The following is a 22,124-nucleotide window of genomic DNA, read 5'->3' as shown; positions in this document are numbered from 1 at the left end:
CAGCAAACAAGTATCCTTAAGCTTATAAAATCCGATCGCGCAGGAGCCTGGTCCTATGTGCAGTTCTGCCCCTGACAGCCTGTCATTTCCGGTTTACGCACCCAACTTCCGTATTGAGAACCTTGATTCCATGCGGTTTCAGTACCCGTATTCCATTATCAGAACTATACAGGGGAGAGGCCGGCATCATAAGCTTGGTCGTAGAAAAACAAATCATCTCACACCAGGAGGGAGACGAAAGCAAAGGTGGCCATACTTAGAGAAATCGTGAAGAACAAGTATTTGTATGTTCTCGCACTGCCGGGATTGCTGTTTTTGATCGTGTTTGCCTATATTCCTATGGCAGGGCATTTGATTGCTTTCAAAAAATATCGCCTGGCCGATGGCTTATGGGGGAGTGAGTGGGTCGGGTTTGATAATTTCAAGTTCTTCTTTATGAGCAGCGACTGGTACAAGGTTACGTTCAATACGATTTTTCTGAACGGCTTGTTTATCGTATGCGGACTTGGAATCGCCTTGATTCTTGCGATCTTTCTGAATGAGATCCGCAATCTGGTATTCAAGAAGATCGCCCAGTCCTTCATTTTCATGCCGTATTTTATTTCCTGGCTCGTTGTCAGCATGATGGTGTTCGCTTTTCTGAATACGTCGGACGGCATATTGAACCGGACTTTAATGTCTTACGGAGTAGAAGGGGAGAACTGGTATTTAAAGCCCGGACTTTGGCCGGCCATTCTGACCATTATCTATATCTGGAAGTTTGCGGGGTATTTCTCGATCATCTTTCTGGCCGCGATCACGGGCATTTCGGGCGATTATTATGAGAGTGCGCGGATTGACGGGGCAAGCCGGTTTCAGCAGATTATTCATATTACGATTCCGCTGATCCGCAACGTCGTCATTGTTCTTGCACTGCTTGGCGTCGGACGGATTTTCTATGGCGATTTCGGCATGATTTACGGAATAGTGGGCGACAACGCTCCGCTGTATCCAACAACCGATGTTATCGACACCTACTCGTTCAGAGCGCTTCGCCAATTGGGAGATTTCAGCAAATCATCGGCTGTTATCCTGTACCAGTCCGTTATGGGACTCATTACGATCGTGGTCTTCAATGCCATCGCCAAAAAAATCGACAAGGACTCCAGCTTGTTCTAAAAGAAAGCAGGTAAGCGAATGGAAAATTCAATCCGTCAGGTTAAAACGATGAAAGCGATGAGGGTCAAGACGGACAGATCCCTCTCCGAAAAAGTGTTTATTATTTTCGTTTATGCCTTCACCGGCGTATTTGCTCTAATCTGTCTGCTTCCGTTCTGGCTGGTGCTGATCAATTCATTCGCCACGGAGGTAACGATGAAGCAGCATGGCTATCAATTGATTCCGAAGGACTTCTCTCTCTCGGCTTATCAATTTCTGCTCGAGGGCAGGCAGGTGTTCAGCAGCTACGTCGTGTCCACAACGGTGACGGTCGGCGGAACGATTCTCGCCCTTCTGCTCACCTCCATGTATGCCTACGTGCTGGCTCATCCGAAGGTAAAGTACCGCAACATTCTGAGCTTTCTCACTTATTTTACGATGATCTTCGGGGCTGGTCTGGTCGGCTTCTATATCCTCATCGCCAATTGGCTAGGTCTGAAGGACTCCCTGTGGGCGTTAATTCTGCCCTATATGCTGAACCCGTTTTTCGCTTTCATCATGGTATCCTTCTTCCGGACTCTGCCTTATGAAATCAATGAGGCGGCAACGGTTGATGGCGCGAATGACTTGACGATATTCTTTAAAATCATTATCCCGATATCAAAACCGGTTATTGCCACCGTAGGGCTGTTCTACGCGCTTCAGTACTGGAATGATTTCTTCCTGGCGCTGCTGTTCATCGACAATTATAAGCTTCATCCGCTGCAAATGATGATCCGGCAGCTCATTTCCAGCATCAACATCAGCGCATACGTAGGCGGCAGTCAAACGACTTATACGCAGCCTTTGCCGACTTATGGGGTGCAGCTGGCGACCGTGTGCCTGACCATCGGGCCGATTATCTTCCTGTACCCGTTTATTCAGCGGTTTTTCGTAAAGGGGATTACGATTGGCGCGTTGAAAGGATAGTCTTGATCCGGAATCTTCCGGTTAAGAATACAACTTCCGATAAACTTCATACGGGAGTCAGACAATCATTATAGGAGGGTCAAGTCAATGGGAATTAGAAAGATGCTGGCAATGATTATGGTTATATCGCTGATGATGGCGGTGGCGGTCGGGTGCGCATCCAATGCTAAAGAATCCGGCAGCGCAGCCGATCCGGCATCGGCGAACACGGGAGGGGAACCGGCTGAGGGCACCAAGCTTGATCCGGTGACGCTGAAGATTGTAATGCCAGGGGACCGTCCGGCGGATATGGACCTCATTATCAAAGAAGCCGAGAAAAGAATGGCGGATACGCTTAACGTCAAGCTGGATATCGTATTCGTTCCGTTCTCCGATCTTGCCCAGAAAACACAGGTTATGCTGGCGTCCGGGGAGAATGTCGACCTGATCTTTGACGCGCCGTGGCTTCATATGGAGCAGATGGTCAGTGCCGGTTATTATGAACCGCTGGAAGATCTGCTGGCCAAATACGGTCAGGACGCTGTAAAGGTCAGATCCCAGCAGATGTTTGATGCGAACAGGTTTCAAGGCCAAATTTATGCCCTGCCCCTTGGCAACACGCATCTGGCAGGAAGAACGTATGTGGTCCGCAAGGATCTGCGAGAAAAGTATGGCTTGCCGCCCATTAAAACCTATGATGATCTGATTAAATTTGCTTACAAGGTAAAAGAGAACGAGAAGGATGTTATTCCGCTTCTCGCATATGGCCAGCCTGGACAGAAGGATGTTTCCTGGGGCGCGTTCAGAGCCTTCATGGAATACGATCCCCAATTCCTGAGATCGGACGCTTTGGGCCAAAGCCTTGTCCTGTATTACAAAAACAACGACGGCAAAGTCTACAACCTGTTTGACCAAATGGAGCCGCGAATCTGGTCCTGGATTGAAGAAGCCAGAAAACTGTATCAGGATGGGCTGATTCACCCGGATATTCTCGCTCTGAAGGATATTGATTCCGTCATTAATTCCGGTAAAGTGGCGGTGGCTGTCTATAATGAATTCGGCGTGCCGTCCAGTCTGGGCAGCGCTGTAGCCCAGAACGTTCCGGGCGCAGAATTGGAAGCGGTAACGTTCATTAAAATGGAAAAGGGCCAAAACATCACCAACTTCAAGCAAGCGAACTTCCAGGCGATCCCGAAAGTCAGCAAAAACAAGGAACGCGCAATGATGTTCCTGAACTGGACCGCACAGAAGGAAAATTATGATCTCCTGGCTTACGGAATCGAAGGTACGCACTATGAAACGGTTGGCGAAGATCAATACAAGCAGATCGGATCGAACTATTCCTATTTCCCGTACGCCTGGATCTGGAATCCGACGATGGACCGTCTGAATGCCGGGTTTGATGAGGATACGCTCAAGCACTATGAATTCAACAAAAAAGCCGATAACTTGACCTCCAGCATTTTGACCGGCTTCTCGTTTGATCCGGGTCCGGTCATGAATGAAATTTCCTTGTACAATGCCGTTGAGGACAAATATTATAATGCCTTGTTCGACGGAGTTCTTGATCCGAGCGAGCAGTGGAACAAGCTGAAAAGCGAAGGCGAAGGCTACGCCAGGAAAATCCAGGTTGAGCTGCAAAAACAAATTGACGCGTTCCTGGCCAAGAAGTAAATAAGGATTCGTCCTGTTGCACCAGGCAAGCCGGAGAGGAGGTGATGATTGATCGCGCTTGCCCGGTGCAATATTTTATAAGGATTGGATGGAATCACAAATCGCTTTTCATGATCGAAGGAGGAGTCTGAAATGAATCATGATTTACTTTTTCGGAAGAGATGCAAGCGCTTACCTGAATGGAGGTTGATTAGAAGATGGCAGTAAGGAGCAAGAAGCTCATAAGTTTGTTTCTCGTTCTGCTGATTTCACTGGGCAATTTGCCCGTCCTGCATGCAGACGAGGACGATGAAGTGCAGCTGGTCAATTTATTGGCAGCGGACATGGATAGTCATTTTGACAGCGGTGTCAGTCCCTTTACACAGGATGCAAGCACAAGCGGGGGGTCGCAGCAAATTGTCCAGGTTAATGGCGACAACGCCCTGGAAATCCGGGACGCTTCGCTCGGAACGAATACGGCAAGCAGCTTCTATTACCAGTTGAACAGCGGCAGCCTCAAGGACCGCATTAATGCCATCTATAATATGCCGGCAGGCAGTTCCCCGGTCGAGTTTGTTTTTGAATACAAGGTCAGGCGGAGCGCAGCCAGCGACAAGGTGGTAGACAAGGATGTTTATGCCTTTCTTCAGTTCGGCAACTTCGACAATAACCTGATTCCCCGTTTCCCGGCAGGCACACCGAGCATCACGGGGACGGCAGCTTATCTCAACACGGTGCCGGATACACTGCAGACGGTTAATGATGCCGATCTTCCCGGATACCGGTTTCAAGTCATACCGAATGGCGGGCAGCGCAGCATTACGAATATCAGGTTGGGGTTCACCGCCCGCGTCAATAACAACGGGACGGATGAAGCCTATATCGTCGACGATCTGGCGGTGTATGAAGTCAATACGGGACCGGCACAGGATACCGAAGCGCCGACAGCGCCTGCAGGTTTGGCGTCAAGCGGGAAGACGGATACCGGCGTCAGCCTGTCCTGGACAGCTTCGACAGACAATGTAGCGGTTACCCGCTACGACATTTACCAGGATGGTATTCTGGCATCCTCTGTAAGCGGTGCCACGACTGCTGATACCATAGTCGGATTGACGCCGGATACGGCCTATGATTTTACCGTAAAGGCAAGAGACGGACTGGGAAATTTGTCAGATGCCAGCAACGGGGTCACGGTGACGACGGATCCATCGGCAAACGGACTGCCTGAGCCGTTCGGCGACCGGGATATCGGCACGGTTGCGGTTCCAGGCGGCGCAAGCTACGACGAGGAGACCGGCACATTCACCGTTCAGGGCTCCGGCAGCGACATCTACGGAACGGCGGATGCATTTCATTATGTGTACCGGCCTTGGACGGGCGACGGCCAGATCGTTGCGCGCGTTGCAAGCATCGGCAATTCGGTGGCTTGGACGAAGGCCGGCATTATGATCCGAGGGAACATATCGGCACAATCGCCCTATGCCATGATGGCTGTAACGCCATTGAACGGGGTTAATTTCCAGGATCGCCTGCAAGCCGGAGGAGCATCAACCCTGACGGCAGGAATGAGAGCGCCGGCGCCGGCCTGGGTGAAGCTGGCGCGTGTAGGCAATGTGATCAGCGCTTTCGAGTCGACTGACGGAGCAATCTGGACGCTGGTCAAGAAAGAGACGATTAATCTGCCGAATACCGTCTACTTCGGGCTTGCTCTTACAAGCCACGAGAATTCCCGTCTAAGCACGGCTGCTTTTGACGGGGTTACAATCGGCGAGGTTCCGCCTGAGGAAAGCAACTATTCGCCGTACCCCGGCACGATTGACAGCAGGAAGCAATGGCTGTGGGATAAGACGAAAACAGTATCGGAAATGGGAGGACTGCCTCTGAATATTGCCCAGTATGTCGCGCAGATTCTGGATGGGCAGAATGTAGCGGGCAACCTCCAGAAGGTGGACAATATGTACCAGACCTATGACTGGGAGCAGTATAAAACCGTCTCCAAAATGTATGCCTATCTGATGGTGGGCGATCTGTTCAGCAGCACGATGCTGGAGCATGTCAAATGGTATTTCTCCCAATATGCCTATACCAAGCTGTCGCAGACCGAGAACCTGCGGATGAGCAATTATACGGCGGGCTATCTGGTAGGCCAGTATTTTCCGGATCTGGTCGACTTGAACGGCAACTCCGGAGCTGCTCTGAAAAGCATGAACAGGGCGAATATTGAGGAAATGATCGAAGCTGCCGTACATGAAGGCTGGGCTGAATATGAAAGCGCCGAATACACCTTCATGACCTATTTCTGTCTGAATGCCATCTATCAGTATACAGATGAGCCGGACTTGAAGCAGAAGGTCAAAATGGCCATGGATGTCATGTGGTTCGAGTGGGCCAATGACTGGACGGACGGCAATATCATCTCCACTACAAGCCGGGCAAAAGGGGACAGCGTTACGGCGAACGGCCCGTCATGGAGAGGGGCGGACCACACCGCTTTATCCTGGGCGTATTTTGGCCAGCACCGCGCACAGCAGGGGATAGGCGATTCCGACGCCATGGTTCCGGCGGCCTATCGTCCTTACCTGGAGTATCTGGGCATGGTAGTTTATCGCGGAATGGATTACACGCCGCCGGAAATGGCTTTGCGAATCGGCCAGTCCACGCACAAGGACTACTCTTCCCGCAAGACCAATCGGCAGAATTCAAGCGGCAATAATTTGAAGACCTACCGTCAGGCTTTGGTGAAACCCGACTGGGGCCTTTCCACTGAGGTGACGTACAACCGGGTCGATAACTGGATTGAGGATCTTCCTATGGTTCTGCGCTGGAAATCGGATTCGCCTGCCTCTGTTTTCAGAGTGAATGCCGATCAGGGCGACCTCCCGATAGGAAATTATGATCAGCCAGCCAATCACCGCGTCATGCAGGATGGCAAAGCTGCCGTGGGCGTGTATAAGTTATTGAACAGCCCAACCATGAATTATGTGAATGCGATGTTCCCGGATACCGGTTCGATTAAAAGCAGGCAGGAACAATCAGGATGGATATTCAGCGATACGGGTCCCATGTATTTTGCCTTCAAAATGGTGAACCCGTACTCCTGGTATTACCAGACAGCTACCGACCCGGCGAATAAAGTCAAAACAACAGCGAGGCTGCATCCGACCAATCAATTGAGCTACAGCTACAATATTCTTCGCAGTCAGGCTGACACGAACGGCTGGATTATCCAAACCGCGGACGTTTCCGAGTATGCCGACTTGAACAGCTTCAAGAACGCCGTTCTGAGCAATACGACAGTGGACGCCACCCATATCAATGACGCAAACCCGCGCCTTGTCTATACCAGCCTGAGCGGGGATGCCATGGATATTACCTTTGATCAGGGTGCGGCTGCATATACCGGCACACATAAAATCAACAATACGCCGATCGATTACGCTTCATTCAAGCTATTCGATACGCCTTGGCTGCAGCAGGACCAGAACTCGGATATCTTTACCGCCTCTCAGGGCGGCGAGGTATGGACTTATAACTTCGCCAACTGGACGACTACCAAGACAGGGGTTCCCGTGGTTGTTCCAAACAACAGCTTTGAGAATGGCGCAGCAAGTCCCGATAACTGGACGGCAGGCACATTAAGCGGAACACCCGTCCTGACGAAGGACACGGTAACCTCCCGAACTTATGGAAGCTCTGTGAAAATCAGCAGCGCAAATGCTGCAGACAACGGCAGCTGGAGTTTGTCAGGCAGCAATATGATCAATGTTGATCCGGGAGCGGCCTATACGCTCCGGGCATGGGCCAGGACCGATAGCGTCAACCAGACCGACGGGGCGACTGCGGACATCACCTACTATAAGAGCGACGGGACGACTGTCACCGGCAGCACGTATTCATCAGGCAGCTTGAGAGGAACAAGCGGCTGGACACAAATCGTGGTAACTGCTGCGGCGCCTGCCGACGCGGCCAGGATCAGTCTTGGCTTGAGACTGAAAGGAACGGGAACGGTCTGGTTTGATGATGCGGAGCTGATAACACAAGCCAATATTCCAGTAACCGGCATAACTCTCAACAAGGAGACGCTCTCCATGGGATCAGGCACAAGCACGAATCTGACGGCTCTATTTGCGCCTGCGGACGCTTCGAATCAAACGGTGATCTGGAGCTCGGACAATCCGGCGGTCGTCACCGTCGACCCGACCGGCAAAGTATCGGCAATCGCGCCGGGAACGGCTGTTATTACGGCTGTAACGGCAGATGGCGGCTTCACGGCAGCCAGCATCGTAACAGTCACGCTGCAGCCTCTGTATGAGGATGTCTTTGCCGGCGGACTGGGCAATTGGGACTTGTTCGGCACAACCGCCTGGCAGGTGCAAAACGGGGAATTGAGGGGAACGACGACGGCGGGCTCCCCTCAGCGTGCAGTAGTGAAGTCATCCGTGCTTCCTTATTCCTCCCAGAACTACAGCCTGAATTATAAAGCCAAGGGAGACCGCTACCGGACGATGTTCCGTTATACGTCAGGCACCAGCTATTACTTCCTGGAATTCAAAAATACGAAGGAAGTAGAGATGTGGAAATATCCAAATTCATCGACTCCTGCGCAGGTTGGAGCTTTGGTGGACATCAGTGCGGCCATACCGGGCTTCGATCTGAACGTCTGGCATGATTATACCGTCGAAGTCGACGGAAATGTATTCAATCTCCTGATCGACGGTGCCCTGGCGGCTGCCTTCACGGACTCCGATGTAACGCTCGGCGGAGTCGGCTTCTCCATCAAAAGCGTAGGGCCAGCCGTTACCGTGAATATCGATGACGTGAAAGTGAATCCAATCAGCTAGCACAGCTTTAATAGTCCGGTGATTGACTGGCGGAGCAGGCGGAAACAGTCTGGAGAAGCGAAGCGCTCGCCTTTGTACCCCGAATTTAACAGATAGCGGTGCAAAGTGATCAACGGTATCTATTGTTGATCGCTTTGCACCAGCGGTATCCAAAATAAAAAAATTCAGGGTACAACAGCGATCGAAAGACGTTTTCGCATGCGCAGCCGATATGTTTCACCGGACTGATAAAGCAAAGCCCGATCGCGCAGTGCGGCGGTCGGGCTTTGCTTTTCCATGGCCTTCGGCCATTTAGCCGTCCAATGCGACTTTTCCCGGGTATAATTGTACTTTGCTCCGGTTTTCCACTCCTTAGATATCAAGTAAGCTTACAGATGTAAGCACTTTCTTGAAGGAAAGTGGATAGAGAGAGAAGGATCGGAGGAGGGAAAGATGGAACTGGCAACTGCTGTAACTGCCAAGAAGAAAGGAGAGGCGCCTCTCAAGAGGCAGCTGAGAAGGATATGGAAGTTCAAATTACTTTATATCCTGCTGCTGCCCGCTTTTGTATGGGTTTTCATATTTGATTACCTTCCCCTTTACGGGATTAGCATCGCCTTTATGGATTACAACGTGATTCAGGGCTTCTCCGGAAGCGAATGGGCGGGGCTGAAATATTTCCGGATGCTCTTCGAATCGGAGATGTTCCGCAATGCCTTCGTGAACACCCTGCTCATCAGTCTGTACAAGATGATAAGCGGATTCATTTGTCCGATTTTGCTGGCGCTTTCACTGAACGAAATCCGGGCCAGATGGTTCAAGAAGACTTTGCAGACCGCCGTTTATTTGCCAAGATTCGTGTCATGGGTTGTGTATGGAGGCATCATCACCGTACTTCTCTCGCCTGAAACGGGAGTCATCAACAAGATCATTGAATGGTTCGGCGGGGAGCCGGCCTATCTGCTTGTTGAACCCGGTTACTTCCGGACCATTCTCGTCGTCACGGATGCGATGAAAGAGATGGGCTGGGCCGCTATCATCTACATGGCTGCGATTGCCGGGCTTAACCCGGAGGTTTATGAAGCGGCTATTGTGGACGGTGCGACGAGGTTTCAACGAATCATCCATGTCACCCTGCCGGGAATTACGGGGACCATCGTAGTCATCTTCATCCTGAGAGTCGGATACATCATGAGCGCAGGGCTGGATCAGGTTATCAATCTGTACAACCCGATGGTATTCGAAGTGGGGGATATCCTCGATACCTATATTTACCGGGTTGGTATTGAACAGTTCAACCTCAGTCTGGCGGCAGCGGCAGATGTCATCAAAGGCGTTATCGGCCTTGCAATGGTGCTCATCGCCAATCATCTTGCCAAGCGGATCAATGATTCCGGCATTTTCTAAAGAAGGGGAAGCGGACTATGAAGCTCACGAGAGGCGAGACCGCCTTCGTCACAACCAACTATATCGTGCTCACCATCTTGACCTTGATCATTATTATTCCATTCTGGTACGTCCTGACCGTATCGATTACGCCTTATCATATCTTCAGCGAAAAGGACGGACTGATCCTGTTTCCGGCTTCGATCAGCTTCGAATATTACGAGTACCTGCTGAGCAAAGGATCCCTGATTTACGGCGCTTACGGAATCACTCTCCGCAACACGCTGGGCGGCGTCCTGCTGGCTTTGCTTCTCACCGCTACCGCGGCCTATGCGCTGGCGGACAAGAAGCTGCCCGGACGGCGGATCATTATATTGTTCTTTGTATTCACCATGCTGTTCAAGGGCGGGATGATTCCCACCTATCTGACCATCAAAAATCTGGGGCTGCTCAACTCCGATTACGTTCTCATTCTGGTCATGGCCTTCAGCGCCTTCAATATGATCATTATGAAATCATTTTTCGAGGGCATTCCCGAGAGCTTGAAGGAGTCCGCCTCCATTGACGGGGCTTCTGAATTCAGAATCCTGTGGCAGATTGTGCTCCCGCTTTCGATGCCGGTTATCGCTTCCGTCGGACTGCTTTACCTGGTGACCTACTGGAACGATTTCTTCAATGCTCTGCTATATGTCACGGATTGGCATAAAGCGCCGGTACAGCTCGTGCTGCGGACCATAATCGCAAGCTCCAGTCTTCCGCCGGAGCTGCTCGAAGCGGCTGGCTCCAAACCGCCGCCAACAATCGGCATCCAGATGGCCGCCATCATTATCGTCGCTCTGCCGATGGTGATCATCTACCCGTTCATCCAGAAATATTTTGAACAGGGTATGCTGATCGGCTCGGTCAAAGGGTAGACGAAAAAAACGTCCATAACCATCGGTTTACCCCTAAAAGACGCATGCTCAAAAAGTGAATTCACCTATGACAGGGTTGGACTTTTCGAACGGCTTCTCCAGGGTAAATATAGATCAGATAATTTGAAGGGGGATTATTGCTCATGTCAAAGCAGAAGAAAAAATGGTTATTCGGAGTATTTGCAGCCGTAATGATCGGAACTCTGGCAATTTCAGGGTGCGGCAGCAGCAACAACGGGGCAAATGGTGGAACGAATGATCAACCGGCCAATACAACAACACCGGCGGCAGCAGCGGAAACCACAGATACACCGGAAGCCACAGCAGATTCACAGCCTTACGAGCTCAAATGGCTGAAAGGCCAGGATATTTCTCTGCCGTACGACCCATCGAAGGATGTTATCAAGCAAGCGATCGAGAAGAAGCTTAATATCAAAATTATTCCTGAAATGGTGGATGTTCAGCAGTATAAAACCAAGCTGAATCTGAAAATGTCCAGCGGCGACATTCCGGATGTCACCCGTATCGATTTTGCCGATGACTTCCAAAAATATGCGCAGCAGGGCGCTTTTGTCGACCTTACCGATATGATCAATCCTATGGATACGCCGAATATTTTGAAAGAAGTGCCGATGGAAATTTTCGAGCAGGCGAAGGTAAACGGCAAGATCTACGGGATTCCTTATCAAGGCGGACCGGGCGCGGGCTACCGATGGGATCTGGCCATGCGTACCGATTATCTGAAAGAAGCAGGCGCCACTGTGCCGAAAACGCTTGATGAGTATTACAACCTGCTTAAGAAAATTAAAGAGGCAAAACCGGATGTAACTCCGCTTGGAGGCTATACGGCTCAGATCGGGCAACAGAAATATGCCAACAACTCCTTTGACAATATTTTTGGCGCATTCAGCGTAACACCTGGATATTTCACCGAACAGGATGGCAAGTTCAGCAATTATGATATTGATCCAAGAATGAGGGAAGCGCTGTTATTCCTGCAAAAAATGTATGCGGAAGGCCTGATTGACAAGGAGTTCGCAACCATCAAGGAAGAGCAGCTGCGTGCGAAGCTGTACAGCGGCAAGCTGTTCTCCTACATGGGCTGGTGGTCAACGCCAAATGATTACGATATGCAAATCGAGACGAACGAGCTGATTAAAAGCGGCAAGCTGGCTGCAGACGGCAAGCTGGAAAACCAGGCCGAGCAGCCATTCAAGTATCTGACACTGACAGGATCGCTTGTCGGGGCAGATGGCAAGGCGGTTGCACCATCTGGCGCTCCTTTCTCTCAAATGAGCGCGATCAGCGCGAAGACCAAGGATCCGAAGAAAGTGCTATCCATTATTGAAGAATCCTTGTCCCCTGAAAATCAGATGCTGACTGTCTGGGGAATCGAAGGCGAGGATTACACGATTGTAGATGGCAAGATGAAAAACGTAACGGTAACCGAACTGGTAGATCCCAAGACACAGCAGGATAAGAATGGCAATTTCCGGGGCGCACAAGCTTACACCTTCGCACCTGGATTAAACGGCTGGCCGCGTTATCTGGAGTCTCTCCCGCTTCGCTTCTCCGAAGCGCTGGGTGTAGCAATCAACAATCCTTACCAGATCACGGACGCATCCAACTATCTGGATTCACCTACGAAAATCGCCAAGCTGGTTGAACTGAACACGATGCGCGACGCTGTATTTACGCAAATCATCATGGGCGGCGACATCAAGAAATTCGATGAATTCGTGGAAAAATGGAAATCCCAGGGCGGTACGCAAATTCTTGCGGAGCTCGAGGAATCCTTCAAGAAGAAATCGGGCAAGTAAAGCCGGCTAGTCTTTTAAGCCCCGGTGAGAAAGAGTGGCTGCGCATGCGGAAACGTCTTCCAATCGCTGTTGTACCCCTGAATTTTTGAATTTGGATACCTTTAAATGGTAAATTCGGGGTACAAAGGTTGTAAGTGTAGGCTTCCGAAGCAGCTTTCTTACGAAAGCTTTCAGCTTACGCTTCTCCAGACTATTTCCGCCTGCTCAGCCGGTTCATCACCGAACTTTTAAAAACCCCCGCCAATACAGGTGAACTGTATTGGCGGGGGCTATATTGCCATTTTCGGAGGGATTCATGAATGGTCATGAGGGTCAGAAATATAAGCTTATTGTTGATTGCAGTTATGCTGCTGCAGTTGTTTCCCGCACCGGCGGGAGCGCAGAATTCGACAGTGCTGTTTGAGGACAGTTTTACCGGCGGGCTAGGCAAATGGGATATGTTCGGCAGTACGGCCTGGCAGACGCAGGGCAGCGGCGCCGAAGCCCGCATGATCGGCACAACGACATCGACCGGGGCTCCGCAGCGTGCGGTCGTGAAGGCATCAGCGCTGCCATACAGCACGCAGGATTATACCTTGTCGTTTGACGCCCAGTCCGATCGCTTCCGTACGCTGTTCCGGTACAGCTCCAGTACGAATTATTATTTTCTGGAATTCAAAAATGCTAAATCGGTTGAATTCTGGAAGTTTTCCAATTCCTCAACCAATGTGCAGGTAGGAAGCCAATTTGATATCAGGACCGTGCTGCCGAGCTTCAACATGGCGGATTCGCATCAATACGAATTGGAGGTTAACGGTGCCGAATTCAAGCTTGTTATCGACGGGACACCCGTAACCGTTTTCACTGATTCCGATCTCACGGCCGGGGGAGTCGGCTTCTCCCTGAAAAGCGTCAGTGGCGCTGTCAATTTGAGTGTGGGCGATGTGGAGGTCAGAACGATTGCCACTCCGAGCACGTTCACTATCAATCATACACCGGTTGCCAGTGTGCCATACAATACGAACCTGCCTGTTTCCTTCACACTGGGGGAGAGCACTTCCTCCGTGACGGCATCGGTCTACTATGGTTACGGGGAGGATGCGCCTGCTCAAGTTATTGAAGCGGAAGAAAATGGAAGCGCTTCTTTTACTGCAGTTATTCCGGGAACGAACCGGGCGGGACTTATTCGCTATTATATTTCCGCGCATGATGAGGACGGCAGCACAGCCCGCTATCCGCTGTCCGGGGAGGCTGCCGTCGTCGTTGATGAGATCCAGCCTTATGTGAATAATTTTGAAGGGGAGACGACCGGTTCCGCTCCCGCAGGCTGGACGACCGGAGGCAATACAAGAGTGATCCAGCTGCCGGACGGCGGCGGCAAAGTCTTTAATCTGAATGGATCGGGCAGCGCCAAGCTGAACCTTCCCATGTACCTGAACGCAGATAATTTCGTCGTCAAATTCAAGGCGAAATATGAACGGACGAGTACGGCGGTACAGAACACATGGCGGTTTCGATACCGCGCTGTAGACGATATGAACAACAATGCGATGGAATGGGCTACGCATAACTCCAAGTACTTTCTGATGAGAAAGACGACGCTTGGAGGCAACTACTATATCGCCAACCATGTAAAGTCGCTGCTCGACGACTGGCATAATTATGAGCTGCGCATCAGCGGCATCACGCATGAGCTGTTTATTGACGGCGTAGAAGTGGCAAGCGGAGACGATTCCGATCCGCTGGCTTTGCAGAAAGGTTATTTTCAATGGAATGTGGTAGGCGGAATCAATCTGATGATTGACAATTTTTCGATTGATCCGATACCTGCGCCTTATGTATTGGATCTTCAGCCTTCCGGCAATTACGCCGGCATCTACACGCAAGAGGAATCACCGGGACTATCGCTGGCATTGAATGCAGGCGCCAAGGCGCGCGAGTTCCGGATGGATTATACCGTACGCAGGGCAGATGGAGACAAGGCCGTTGTTGCTTCGGGAACGAAAACCTATAACGTGGCCAAGTATGCGAAGAGTGCGGATGAGTTTCCTTTTGACCCTGCATTGCATGATATTGGCACCTATGAGGTGTCAGCCGAATTTACCGTGGACGGGGTGGCGCAGCCTGACAAAGCGAAAAAAATGCGCCTCGTCGTTGTGAAAAAAGCCGCAGAGGTTCAGGATCTTGATCTCGACAACGAGAGCAAATTCGGTCTCAATACGCATTATGCGCTCAATTGGAAGGATGATATTATCGACGGTGCGCGCAAGCTTGGAGCCCGTCATCACCGCTCAGGCATTACCTGGGAGGAGGCAGACCGCAATGTGACGGATACGTCGGGAAACAAGGTGTACGATTACACGAATGTCGATGCCAGGCTGGATAAGCTGTTCTCCTACGGATTTAATCAAATTACAGTGCTGGGCATTGACAGAAACCCGTACTATCAGGAAGGTACCGTCAATACGACCGCTGGCCTGAAAGCGATGGGCGATTTCGTTTACAATACCGTCAGCCGCTATAAAGGAAAGATCCGTCAATGGGAGATGCCGAACGAACCCGAGATTTTCACCAAGCCGTATATTCCGGCGGAGTTCGTGCAGATGCAGAAGATCGCGTACCTGAATATGAAAAAAGCGGACCCGGACGCCATGCTGCTCGCCGGTGACCATACCTCCAACGTGCGCAGCGTGCTGCCGAAGGAATTGGAGCTTGGCTCCTACGACTATGCCGATGCGTATTCCTATCATCCCTATGTTTACAACTCCATGCCGGATGGCAATCTGCAGAGCATGATGGACGGAGTGAAGGATCTTGTCAACGCCTATGGGGGCTGGAAGGATTATTATTTGACAGAGGGAGGCTGGCCGACGGCCAATGCCGGATATCCTTCCGTTACAGAGGAAACCCAGCGGGATTATGTCGTCCGCGCCTTCCTGAATTACCTGATCACAGATCAAGTAAAGGCTTATGAATATTACAACTACAAAAACGATGGCACGGATGACAGGTACTATGATATCTTCTGGGGGATCACGGATAACGACGGCAGACCGAAGCTGGCCTACGCCGCTGTCAATAATCTGATGACCACCCTGGATAAATCGCGTTATATTGGAACCATGGATACCGGGAATCCGGATGTGGCCGTACATGTATTTCTTAATGACGGCGAGCCGGTCATTGTGGCCTGGAAGAAGGTCGACCACAAGGATAATCCGGCCGTCAAGCCGCTGACAAGCGAAATTACGCTTCCTTTCGGAGCAGCGGGGCTGCTGGTCAAGGATATTAACGGTGTGGAAGTTCCGGTATCGGGAGCGGGCGGCAGCGTTCAGCTTACGGTATCCGGCTCACCCGTTTATATTACGGGAGCGCCTGCCGGTTTTGTGTTCGACTCAGCGGTCACGCTTCTTCAAGGAAAAGAACAGGAAGCCGCAGCCAGGCTTTCGCAGCTGCTGACGCCGGAGAACGCTCAGCTTATCGACGCTGATCTGACAGAACTTGGCCGTATCCGTTCATCTCTTGCGGCGGCAGCTGCCGGGGAGCACCCGGCTCCGGGATTGGAGCAGGGGATCAAGGATATCTATGCGCTGATGGAACAGATCGCCGGCCAGATCGGTGCCGGATCATTGGAACCGGCTCCCGGCTACGTCGCATTGGAAACGCTGTATAATATGGCGGAAAATGCATCCGTCGCGTTGTCCTACGCCTATGAAGGATCCGGGGCCAATATTCTGGATTATGCTGCAGCAGCGCAAGCCGCGACAGCTTCATTCAATGTCAAGAAAGGCGGCTACAATGTTATGCCCGTAACCGCGTCTGCAGTGCTGCGGATGAACCGGTACGGCAGATTGGCGGAAGACGCATTTGCACGGGGTGATTACGCAAACAGCTATGCCTATAATTTGCTGGCCCGGGAATTTGCCGGTGCGGCTGAGGCGATTTCCGCTTCAGAGACGCCCAAATTCATCGGTGTGATGGTGAACGTCGTACCGACGCAGGCAACTGGAGAAGCGGGTTATGTCAACACATTCAATCTTTCGCTCGTTAACGATACGGATGCTCCCATGCAGGTATCGATAGAGGCGAGGCTGCCGGAAGGCTGGGACGCTGCACAGACCGGTCCAACGCCGGGTGAATTGACGCTTCCTGCACATGGCTCGCTGGATGTCCCTTATCCTGTACTCGTACCGGAAGGCACGATCAAGGGAAGATATGATATCGGGTTCGATATCATGCATGAGGGAGCCGTATTCGACACGAAGGATGTTCAGCTCACGGTCGAAGATGGCCTTCAAGTCCGGCTCGTCCCCGTCAAGAAGACGATTCAAGAGCTGGATGTGCTGACGGTACAGCTGACCGGCACCTCATCAGCTGTCAAATCCGGCAAGGTGACCGTTAAAGGTCCGGACGGGGCACTGCTTGCGCCGGTTACGACCGATGCTTTCAGCGGATTGAAGAAGGGCGATGTCATCGGGATGGATTTCCATTGGACGTACCATTCGCAAGCTGCGTTCAATGAATATTCAGTGGATCTGCAGGTTGATGAAGCGGCAAGCAGCAAGATGATTTTTCACGATTCGCTCATGCCGGTTGAATTCAACCTGGTTCAGCACGCGTCGGCTGTGACGGTCGACGGCAGTCTGGGCGAATGGCAGGACGCATTTCCGTTCCACTTGCGCACGAAAGCCCAGAATGCGAGCGGATTCCACGATCCCGCCAATCTGGAAGCGACCGCTTACGCCAAGTGGGCGGAGGATGGCCTCTATTTTGCGGTAGCAGTTCGCGATAACGTGCACAAGCAATCCGAGAATGCGGCGAATATGTGGAAGAACGATTCGGTCCAGGTGACCTTGGATCCTCTGGGCAACCGTGAGGCTCCTTACGGAGTCGACGATGTTGAATGGGGCTTTGCCCTGGCGGATGACGGCAGGCTGCTTGCGAATATCTTTAACTCGACGCCGCCGAATCCAAGCGGTGAAGTGAGCGGCCAGACTCCCTTCAAAGCGGTTCGTGATGAAGCGGCAGGCAAAACGCTGTATGAGTTCAAGATTCCAGCGGCTCATGTCAAGGACTTGAATCCGGAGCTGGGCGGAAGCATAGGCTTTAACATCGCCATTAACGATGCGGACTTCCAGAACGGAAGAGATAACTTTATCCAATGGACCAACGGGACGGCTGATGCCAAGAACACCTCCTTTTATGACTCGTTTGCTTTCATAGATGACGACTCGCAGATACCGGTTGCCGGCGTTTCTCTGGATTCCGCAGAGCTGGCGCTGAAGCCTGGAGAGGAATTCCCGTTATCGGTTATTTTGGAACCCATGGATGCGGCGAATCAAGCGGTGACATGGAATTCGGATAATGCCGCCGTCGCAGCCGTCGATGCGGCAGGCAAAGTGACGGCGGCAGGACCGGGGACTGCGGTTATTACAGTCACAACGGCAGATGGAGGCTTCTCCGCAGCCTGCGTGGTGACCGTAACTCCTCTAACGATTGGAGTCACCGGCATTACACTGAGTCCAGCGACACTTTCGTTGGTGCCCGGTATGACCGCTGATTTGACAGCAGCCATCGAACCGGTAGATGCAACGAATCAAACGGTGACGTGGAGCTCGGATAATACGGCGGCTGCAACCGTTGACCCTGCGGGCAAAGTGACGGCAGTAGAGCCGGGAACGGCAGTCATTACGGCAACGACGGCAGATGGTTCCATGACGGCAGTCAGCACCGTTACTGTAACTGCGGAGCCAATCAGCGTAACTGGCATTACCCTTGATCCGGGCACACTGTCACTTATGGCGGGCGGAACCGCAGCGCTGCTTGCAGCGGTGAGTCCGGCGGACGCGACGAACAAGGCGCTGACCTGGTCATCGGACAACGCTGCTGTTGCCGCAGTGGACAGCAGCGGAAATGTAACAGCGGTGGGAGCAGGTACCGCCGTAATTACGGCAGCAACACAGGATGGAGGCTTCACTGCAGCCAGCGAAGTAACGGTGACAGCAGCGGCAGTCAGCGTAACAGGCGTTGCGCTTGATCGAAGCTCGCTGTCGCTCACTGTTGGCGGAACCGGCGTATTGCTTGCGGCGGTCAGCCCGGCGGTCGCGGCGAACAAGGCGCTGACCTGGTCGTCGGACAACACGAATGTCGCAGCTGTAGACAGCAGCGGCAATGTGACAGCGGTAGGAGCGGGCACCGCCGTTATTACTGCCGTGACGGCAGATGGCGGTTATACCGCAGCAAGCACGGTAACCGTGACGAATGTTTATATCTACTTTCCGCCGCCATCGGCAGTCACAGAAGTCGAGCCTTCTTACCCGGCTGCCGGGACTGTTATAGTACCGCCGGATACGTTCACAAACTTATCTGAAGGCACCGTTACAGTGGAAGTTCCGGCGGATACTACAGCAGTCCAGCTGCCGGCCAATGCCGCCGAGCTGCTGGCGCAGAATAAGCTTGAAGTGAAGACGGATAATCTGGTTCTTGAGATTCCGTCCGAGCTGATCAGGAAGCTGTCCGGTCAGCTCCCGGCGGAGAAGCTGGAGGGCAGTGTAATATCGTTGAAGCTGGAGCTGCTCACGCCGTCTGCGGTGAACGATATTTTGGCAAAAGGGCAGCAAGACCCTAATATGGCCATCAAGCTGGGTGGCGAAACCTATGAAATAAGCCTTACCATCACAGCAGCCGACGGCACGACTGGGAAGCTCACGCAGTTGGATGTGCCGGTTACGATCAGCCTTAAGGTCGATGATTCCATAAATCCAAGGCTGGCGGGTATTTATTTCATTTCTGATGAAGGCAGGCTCGAGTACATCGGCGGGGAATATGCCGACGGCCGATTGACCGCGCAAATCTATCATCTTAGTAAATATGCAGTTCTGGAAGTAAAGAGAGATTTCTCCGACCTCTCAGCGGGTCATTGGGCTTACAATGTGATTGAAGAGCTTGCCGCAAAACAAATCGTTCAGGGAACAAGCGGGATGTTGTTCGAGCCTGGCCGTCCCATAACGCGCTCCGAATTCACGGCCATGCTGGTCCACGCATTGAAGCTGTCGAAGCAGGGCGAGGTGAAGTTTGCCGACGTATCGGAGGGCGATTGGTATAGAGAGGCGGTTTCCATCGCTTATGAGGCCGAAATTGTCACAGGCAGGAGCGCCGGAGCTTTCGATCCGGAAGGCCCTATCACACGGGAAGAAATGGTCACTATGCTGATGAAGGCGCACAAATTGCTTCCAGATGCGGAAGTGACTCCGTCCGAACCAGCGCTGTTCGCGGATAGTTCCGAGATTTCGGACTGGGCCGCACAATATGTGCAGGAAGCGGCAGAACTCCATTTAATCCGCGGCCGTGCCGAGGGCATATTTGAGCCAAAAGGAATTTCAACGCGTGCGGAAGCCGCACAGGTCTTGTACAATTTAATCAGCCCTTAGGCTGAATTGCCGGAAAGGGTTCTATCAGTCTGGTATCCTGTTCGCGCATAAGCCTATTATTAAGCCTCAGCGGGATTTATCGAAGTTTTACAGAAGGCATAGCTATCAGGGAGAGCCCCTCGGACTTGCATGCCGTCTAGGGGCTTCTCCCGGCATTGGCCTGATGTCCGGCAGAAGGAGGGACAATGCTCATCAGGAAACGAATGCGGAGCGGCAGTTCGAGCTTTCTGTCAAAGCTCAGTCTTCCGATCTTTGTACTCATCGTCACCTTCATCGCGCTATTTGCAACAGCGGCGAGCTACATTCTTATACGGGTACAGAACGACCATACCCACAAGATGGCGGAGCAGTCGATGAAATTTGTTTACCGGAATGTATGGTATCAATTCGATACGATGAACAACGTGGCGGCTTTCGTGTCCACGAACCAATCGATTGAAAGCCTGCTGGAAAACAATTATGAGGAATCCTTCGAGGCCGTAGGCGATTTCTTCGCGCTGCAGTCCAATCTTCAAAATCTGTCCCTGCTGTCGCTTCTCAATGATTTCGGTTCCCGCAGAGACGCGCAGCAGTCCTATGTGGTGTCCCTGGCACTCGATCCGGGCGTCGGACTTTATGAGATGGCGACGGATCACTACTACCCGGTGACCGGGATATTCAAATCCGGGGATCTGCAAAGCGAGCCATGGTACCGTAGCCTGGGTAAAGGAGAACAGCGGACCGTCTGGTGGGGTCAGAAGTCAGGCCAGGCCAACGCCGCCATGATTTATTCAGCGAGAAAGAAGAGCAGCATCAAGGACGGGCGCAGCATCGGGACGATCATCATCGGCGCGGATACCGGGAGCATCAAGAGCGTGTTCGATAATGCTCCGCTGGAGAAAGGGTATCATTTGCTGCTGGACGAAAGCGACCGGGTTATCTTCAGCGAGCGCTACGATTTTCTTGAAAATGTAAGCGGGCTTCCATACGTGCAGGCATTGACAGGCGCAAGCGGCTCGCTTGTCGCGAAGGTGGACGGGGAAAAGGACCGGGTCATGTTCGAAACGCTGGAGAACGGCTGGAAGCTGCTGACTGTCGTCCCAGAGAGCCATTTCAGCCGGTATACCATTGCGATCTCGGCCATCGGCGCCGCTACCGCTGCTGCTGCGCTGCTTGTTGCAGGCTTCTGGCTCCGCAGAATTGTCGTGCGGGTCACGGTTCCGATCACCAGGCTGGTCAGCGCTGTTCAGCGTCCGGAGGTAGTGGAATTCAAAGAACCGCTTCCCAATCAAAATTCGGGGATTTACGAAGTGGATGAGCTCCACCAGAAATTTGCTTCCATGCTAGTGACCATTCACGGATTGATCGAAAAATCGTTCGTGGAAGAGATGGAGCGCCGCCAGCTCCAGCTTGAGCTGCTGCATGCCCAGATCAACCCCCATTTTCTGTACAATACGCTGGATCTGATCAACTGCCGGGCGATAATGGCGGGAGATGTGGAAGCAAGCCAGATTGTCCGCTCACTCGCCAATGTATTTCGTTACGGCTTGAATCGCGGGCAGGCCTGGATCACCGTGGAGCATGAAATCAGGCAGGTGGAAGCTTATCTTCATATCCAGCAGATGATGATGGATCATCTGCAGGTTGCCGTGAATGTGCCGGATGAGCTTTTATCCGCGACAATCGTGCATCTATGCCTGCAGCCGCTGGCGGAGAACGCCATCATCCATGGATTTGCCGACCAGCCGGCCGACTGTCGGATTGCGATTTCAGCCCGACTGGAAGGAAAAGCGCTCGTACTTCGTGTCGAAGACAACGGAAAGGGCTGCTATGCACAGCGGATGAACCAAGCTCTACTGGAACAGCCAGCCGGTGATGCCGGCGGTAAATTAAGCGAAAGCGGAACCGGATACGGCACCATGAATGTTCATCGGAGAATCCAGCTGCACTGCGGGAAACCGTTTGGTTTGCGTTACGTGGAGGTCAATGAAGGAACCTGCGTCGAAGCTGTTATGCCCTTTCGCCCGGATCTGGTTTTACAATGATAGGAGGCATTGG

The 22,124-nt window shown here is 52.2% G+C and carries 9 protein-coding genes; all 9 read left to right on the top strand.

Going from position 1 to position 22,124, the window contains the following annotated elements; all coding sequences use genetic code 11:
• Positions 1–246 precede the first annotated feature (246 nt).
• Complete coding sequence (locus tag AC0YOA_RS02815; RefSeq protein ID WP_379112641.1) at positions 247–1,158, top strand: ABC transporter permease; 912 nt, start codon at positions 247–249, stop codon at positions 1,156–1,158.
• 18 nt (positions 1,159–1,176) lie between these two features.
• A complete protein-coding gene (locus tag AC0YOA_RS02810; RefSeq protein ID WP_475785308.1) occupies positions 1,177–2,106 on the top strand; it encodes a carbohydrate ABC transporter permease in 930 nt (309 codons plus the stop codon).
• Between the two features lie 87 nt (positions 2,107–2,193).
• Positions 2,194–3,759, top strand: a complete 1,566-nt coding sequence (locus AC0YOA_RS02805; protein ID WP_475785307.1) for an ABC transporter substrate-binding protein — start codon at positions 2,194–2,196, stop codon at positions 3,757–3,759.
• 197 nt (positions 3,760–3,956) lie between these two features.
• The gene (locus tag AC0YOA_RS02800) at positions 3,957–8,579 is read left to right on the top strand and encodes an Ig-like domain-containing protein (protein ID WP_475785306.1); all 4,623 of its coding nucleotides are present in this window, start codon (positions 3,957–3,959) and stop codon (positions 8,577–8,579) included.
• A gap of 432 nt (positions 8,580–9,011) precedes the next feature.
• Positions 9,012–9,965, top strand: coding sequence for an ABC transporter permease (locus AC0YOA_RS02795; protein ID WP_210043914.1), 954 nt, complete (start codon positions 9,012–9,014; stop codon positions 9,963–9,965).
• Positions 9,966–9,982: 17 nt separating this feature from the next.
• On the top strand, positions 9,983–10,858 hold the full coding sequence (locus tag AC0YOA_RS02790; RefSeq protein ID WP_475785305.1) for a carbohydrate ABC transporter permease: 876 nt from the start codon (positions 9,983–9,985) through the stop codon (positions 10,856–10,858).
• Positions 10,859–11,001: 143 nt separating this feature from the next.
• Complete coding sequence (locus tag AC0YOA_RS02785; protein ID WP_475785304.1) at positions 11,002–12,678, top strand: extracellular solute-binding protein; 1,677 nt, start codon at positions 11,002–11,004, stop codon at positions 12,676–12,678.
• 299 nt (positions 12,679–12,977) lie between these two features.
• On the top strand, positions 12,978–20,087 hold the full coding sequence (locus tag AC0YOA_RS02780) for an Ig-like domain-containing protein (protein ID WP_475785303.1): 7,110 nt from the start codon (positions 12,978–12,980) through the stop codon (positions 20,085–20,087).
• Positions 20,088–20,272: 185 nt separating this feature from the next.
• Positions 20,273–22,111 (top strand): cache domain-containing sensor histidine kinase, encoded by a 1,839-nt coding sequence (locus AC0YOA_RS02775; RefSeq protein WP_475785302.1) that lies wholly within the window; start codon positions 20,273–20,275, stop codon positions 22,109–22,111.
• Positions 22,112–22,124: the final 13 nt, after the last annotated feature.

Source organism: Paenibacillus sp. JT22N12, from assembly GCF_056269365.1.
The sequence above is the reverse complement of the archived record's forward strand: the minus strand, read 5'-3'. Positions and strand labels throughout refer to the sequence as shown.

Bases quoted from the DNA above. Each gene is read 5' to 3' on its own strand.
- AC0YOA_RS02810 (WP_475785308.1), top strand. From the start codon at position 1,177: ATGGAAAATTCAATCCGTCAGGTTAAAACGATGAAAGCGATGAGGGTC.
- AC0YOA_RS02805 (WP_475785307.1), top strand. From the start codon at position 2,194: ATGGGAATTAGAAAGATGCTGGCAATGATTATGGTTATATCGCTGATG.
- AC0YOA_RS02800 (WP_475785306.1), top strand. From the start codon at position 3,957: ATGGCAGTAAGGAGCAAGAAGCTCATAAGTTTGTTTCTCGTTCTGCTG.
- AC0YOA_RS02795 (WP_210043914.1), top strand. From the start codon at position 9,012: ATGGAACTGGCAACTGCTGTAACTGCCAAGAAGAAAGGAGAGGCGCCT.
- AC0YOA_RS02790 (WP_475785305.1), top strand. From the start codon at position 9,983: ATGAAGCTCACGAGAGGCGAGACCGCCTTCGTCACAACCAACTATATC.
- AC0YOA_RS02785 (WP_475785304.1), top strand. From the start codon at position 11,002: ATGTCAAAGCAGAAGAAAAAATGGTTATTCGGAGTATTTGCAGCCGTA.
- AC0YOA_RS02780 (WP_475785303.1), top strand. From the start codon at position 12,978: ATGGTCATGAGGGTCAGAAATATAAGCTTATTGTTGATTGCAGTTATG.
- AC0YOA_RS02775 (WP_475785302.1), top strand. From the start codon at position 20,273: ATGCTCATCAGGAAACGAATGCGGAGCGGCAGTTCGAGCTTTCTGTCA.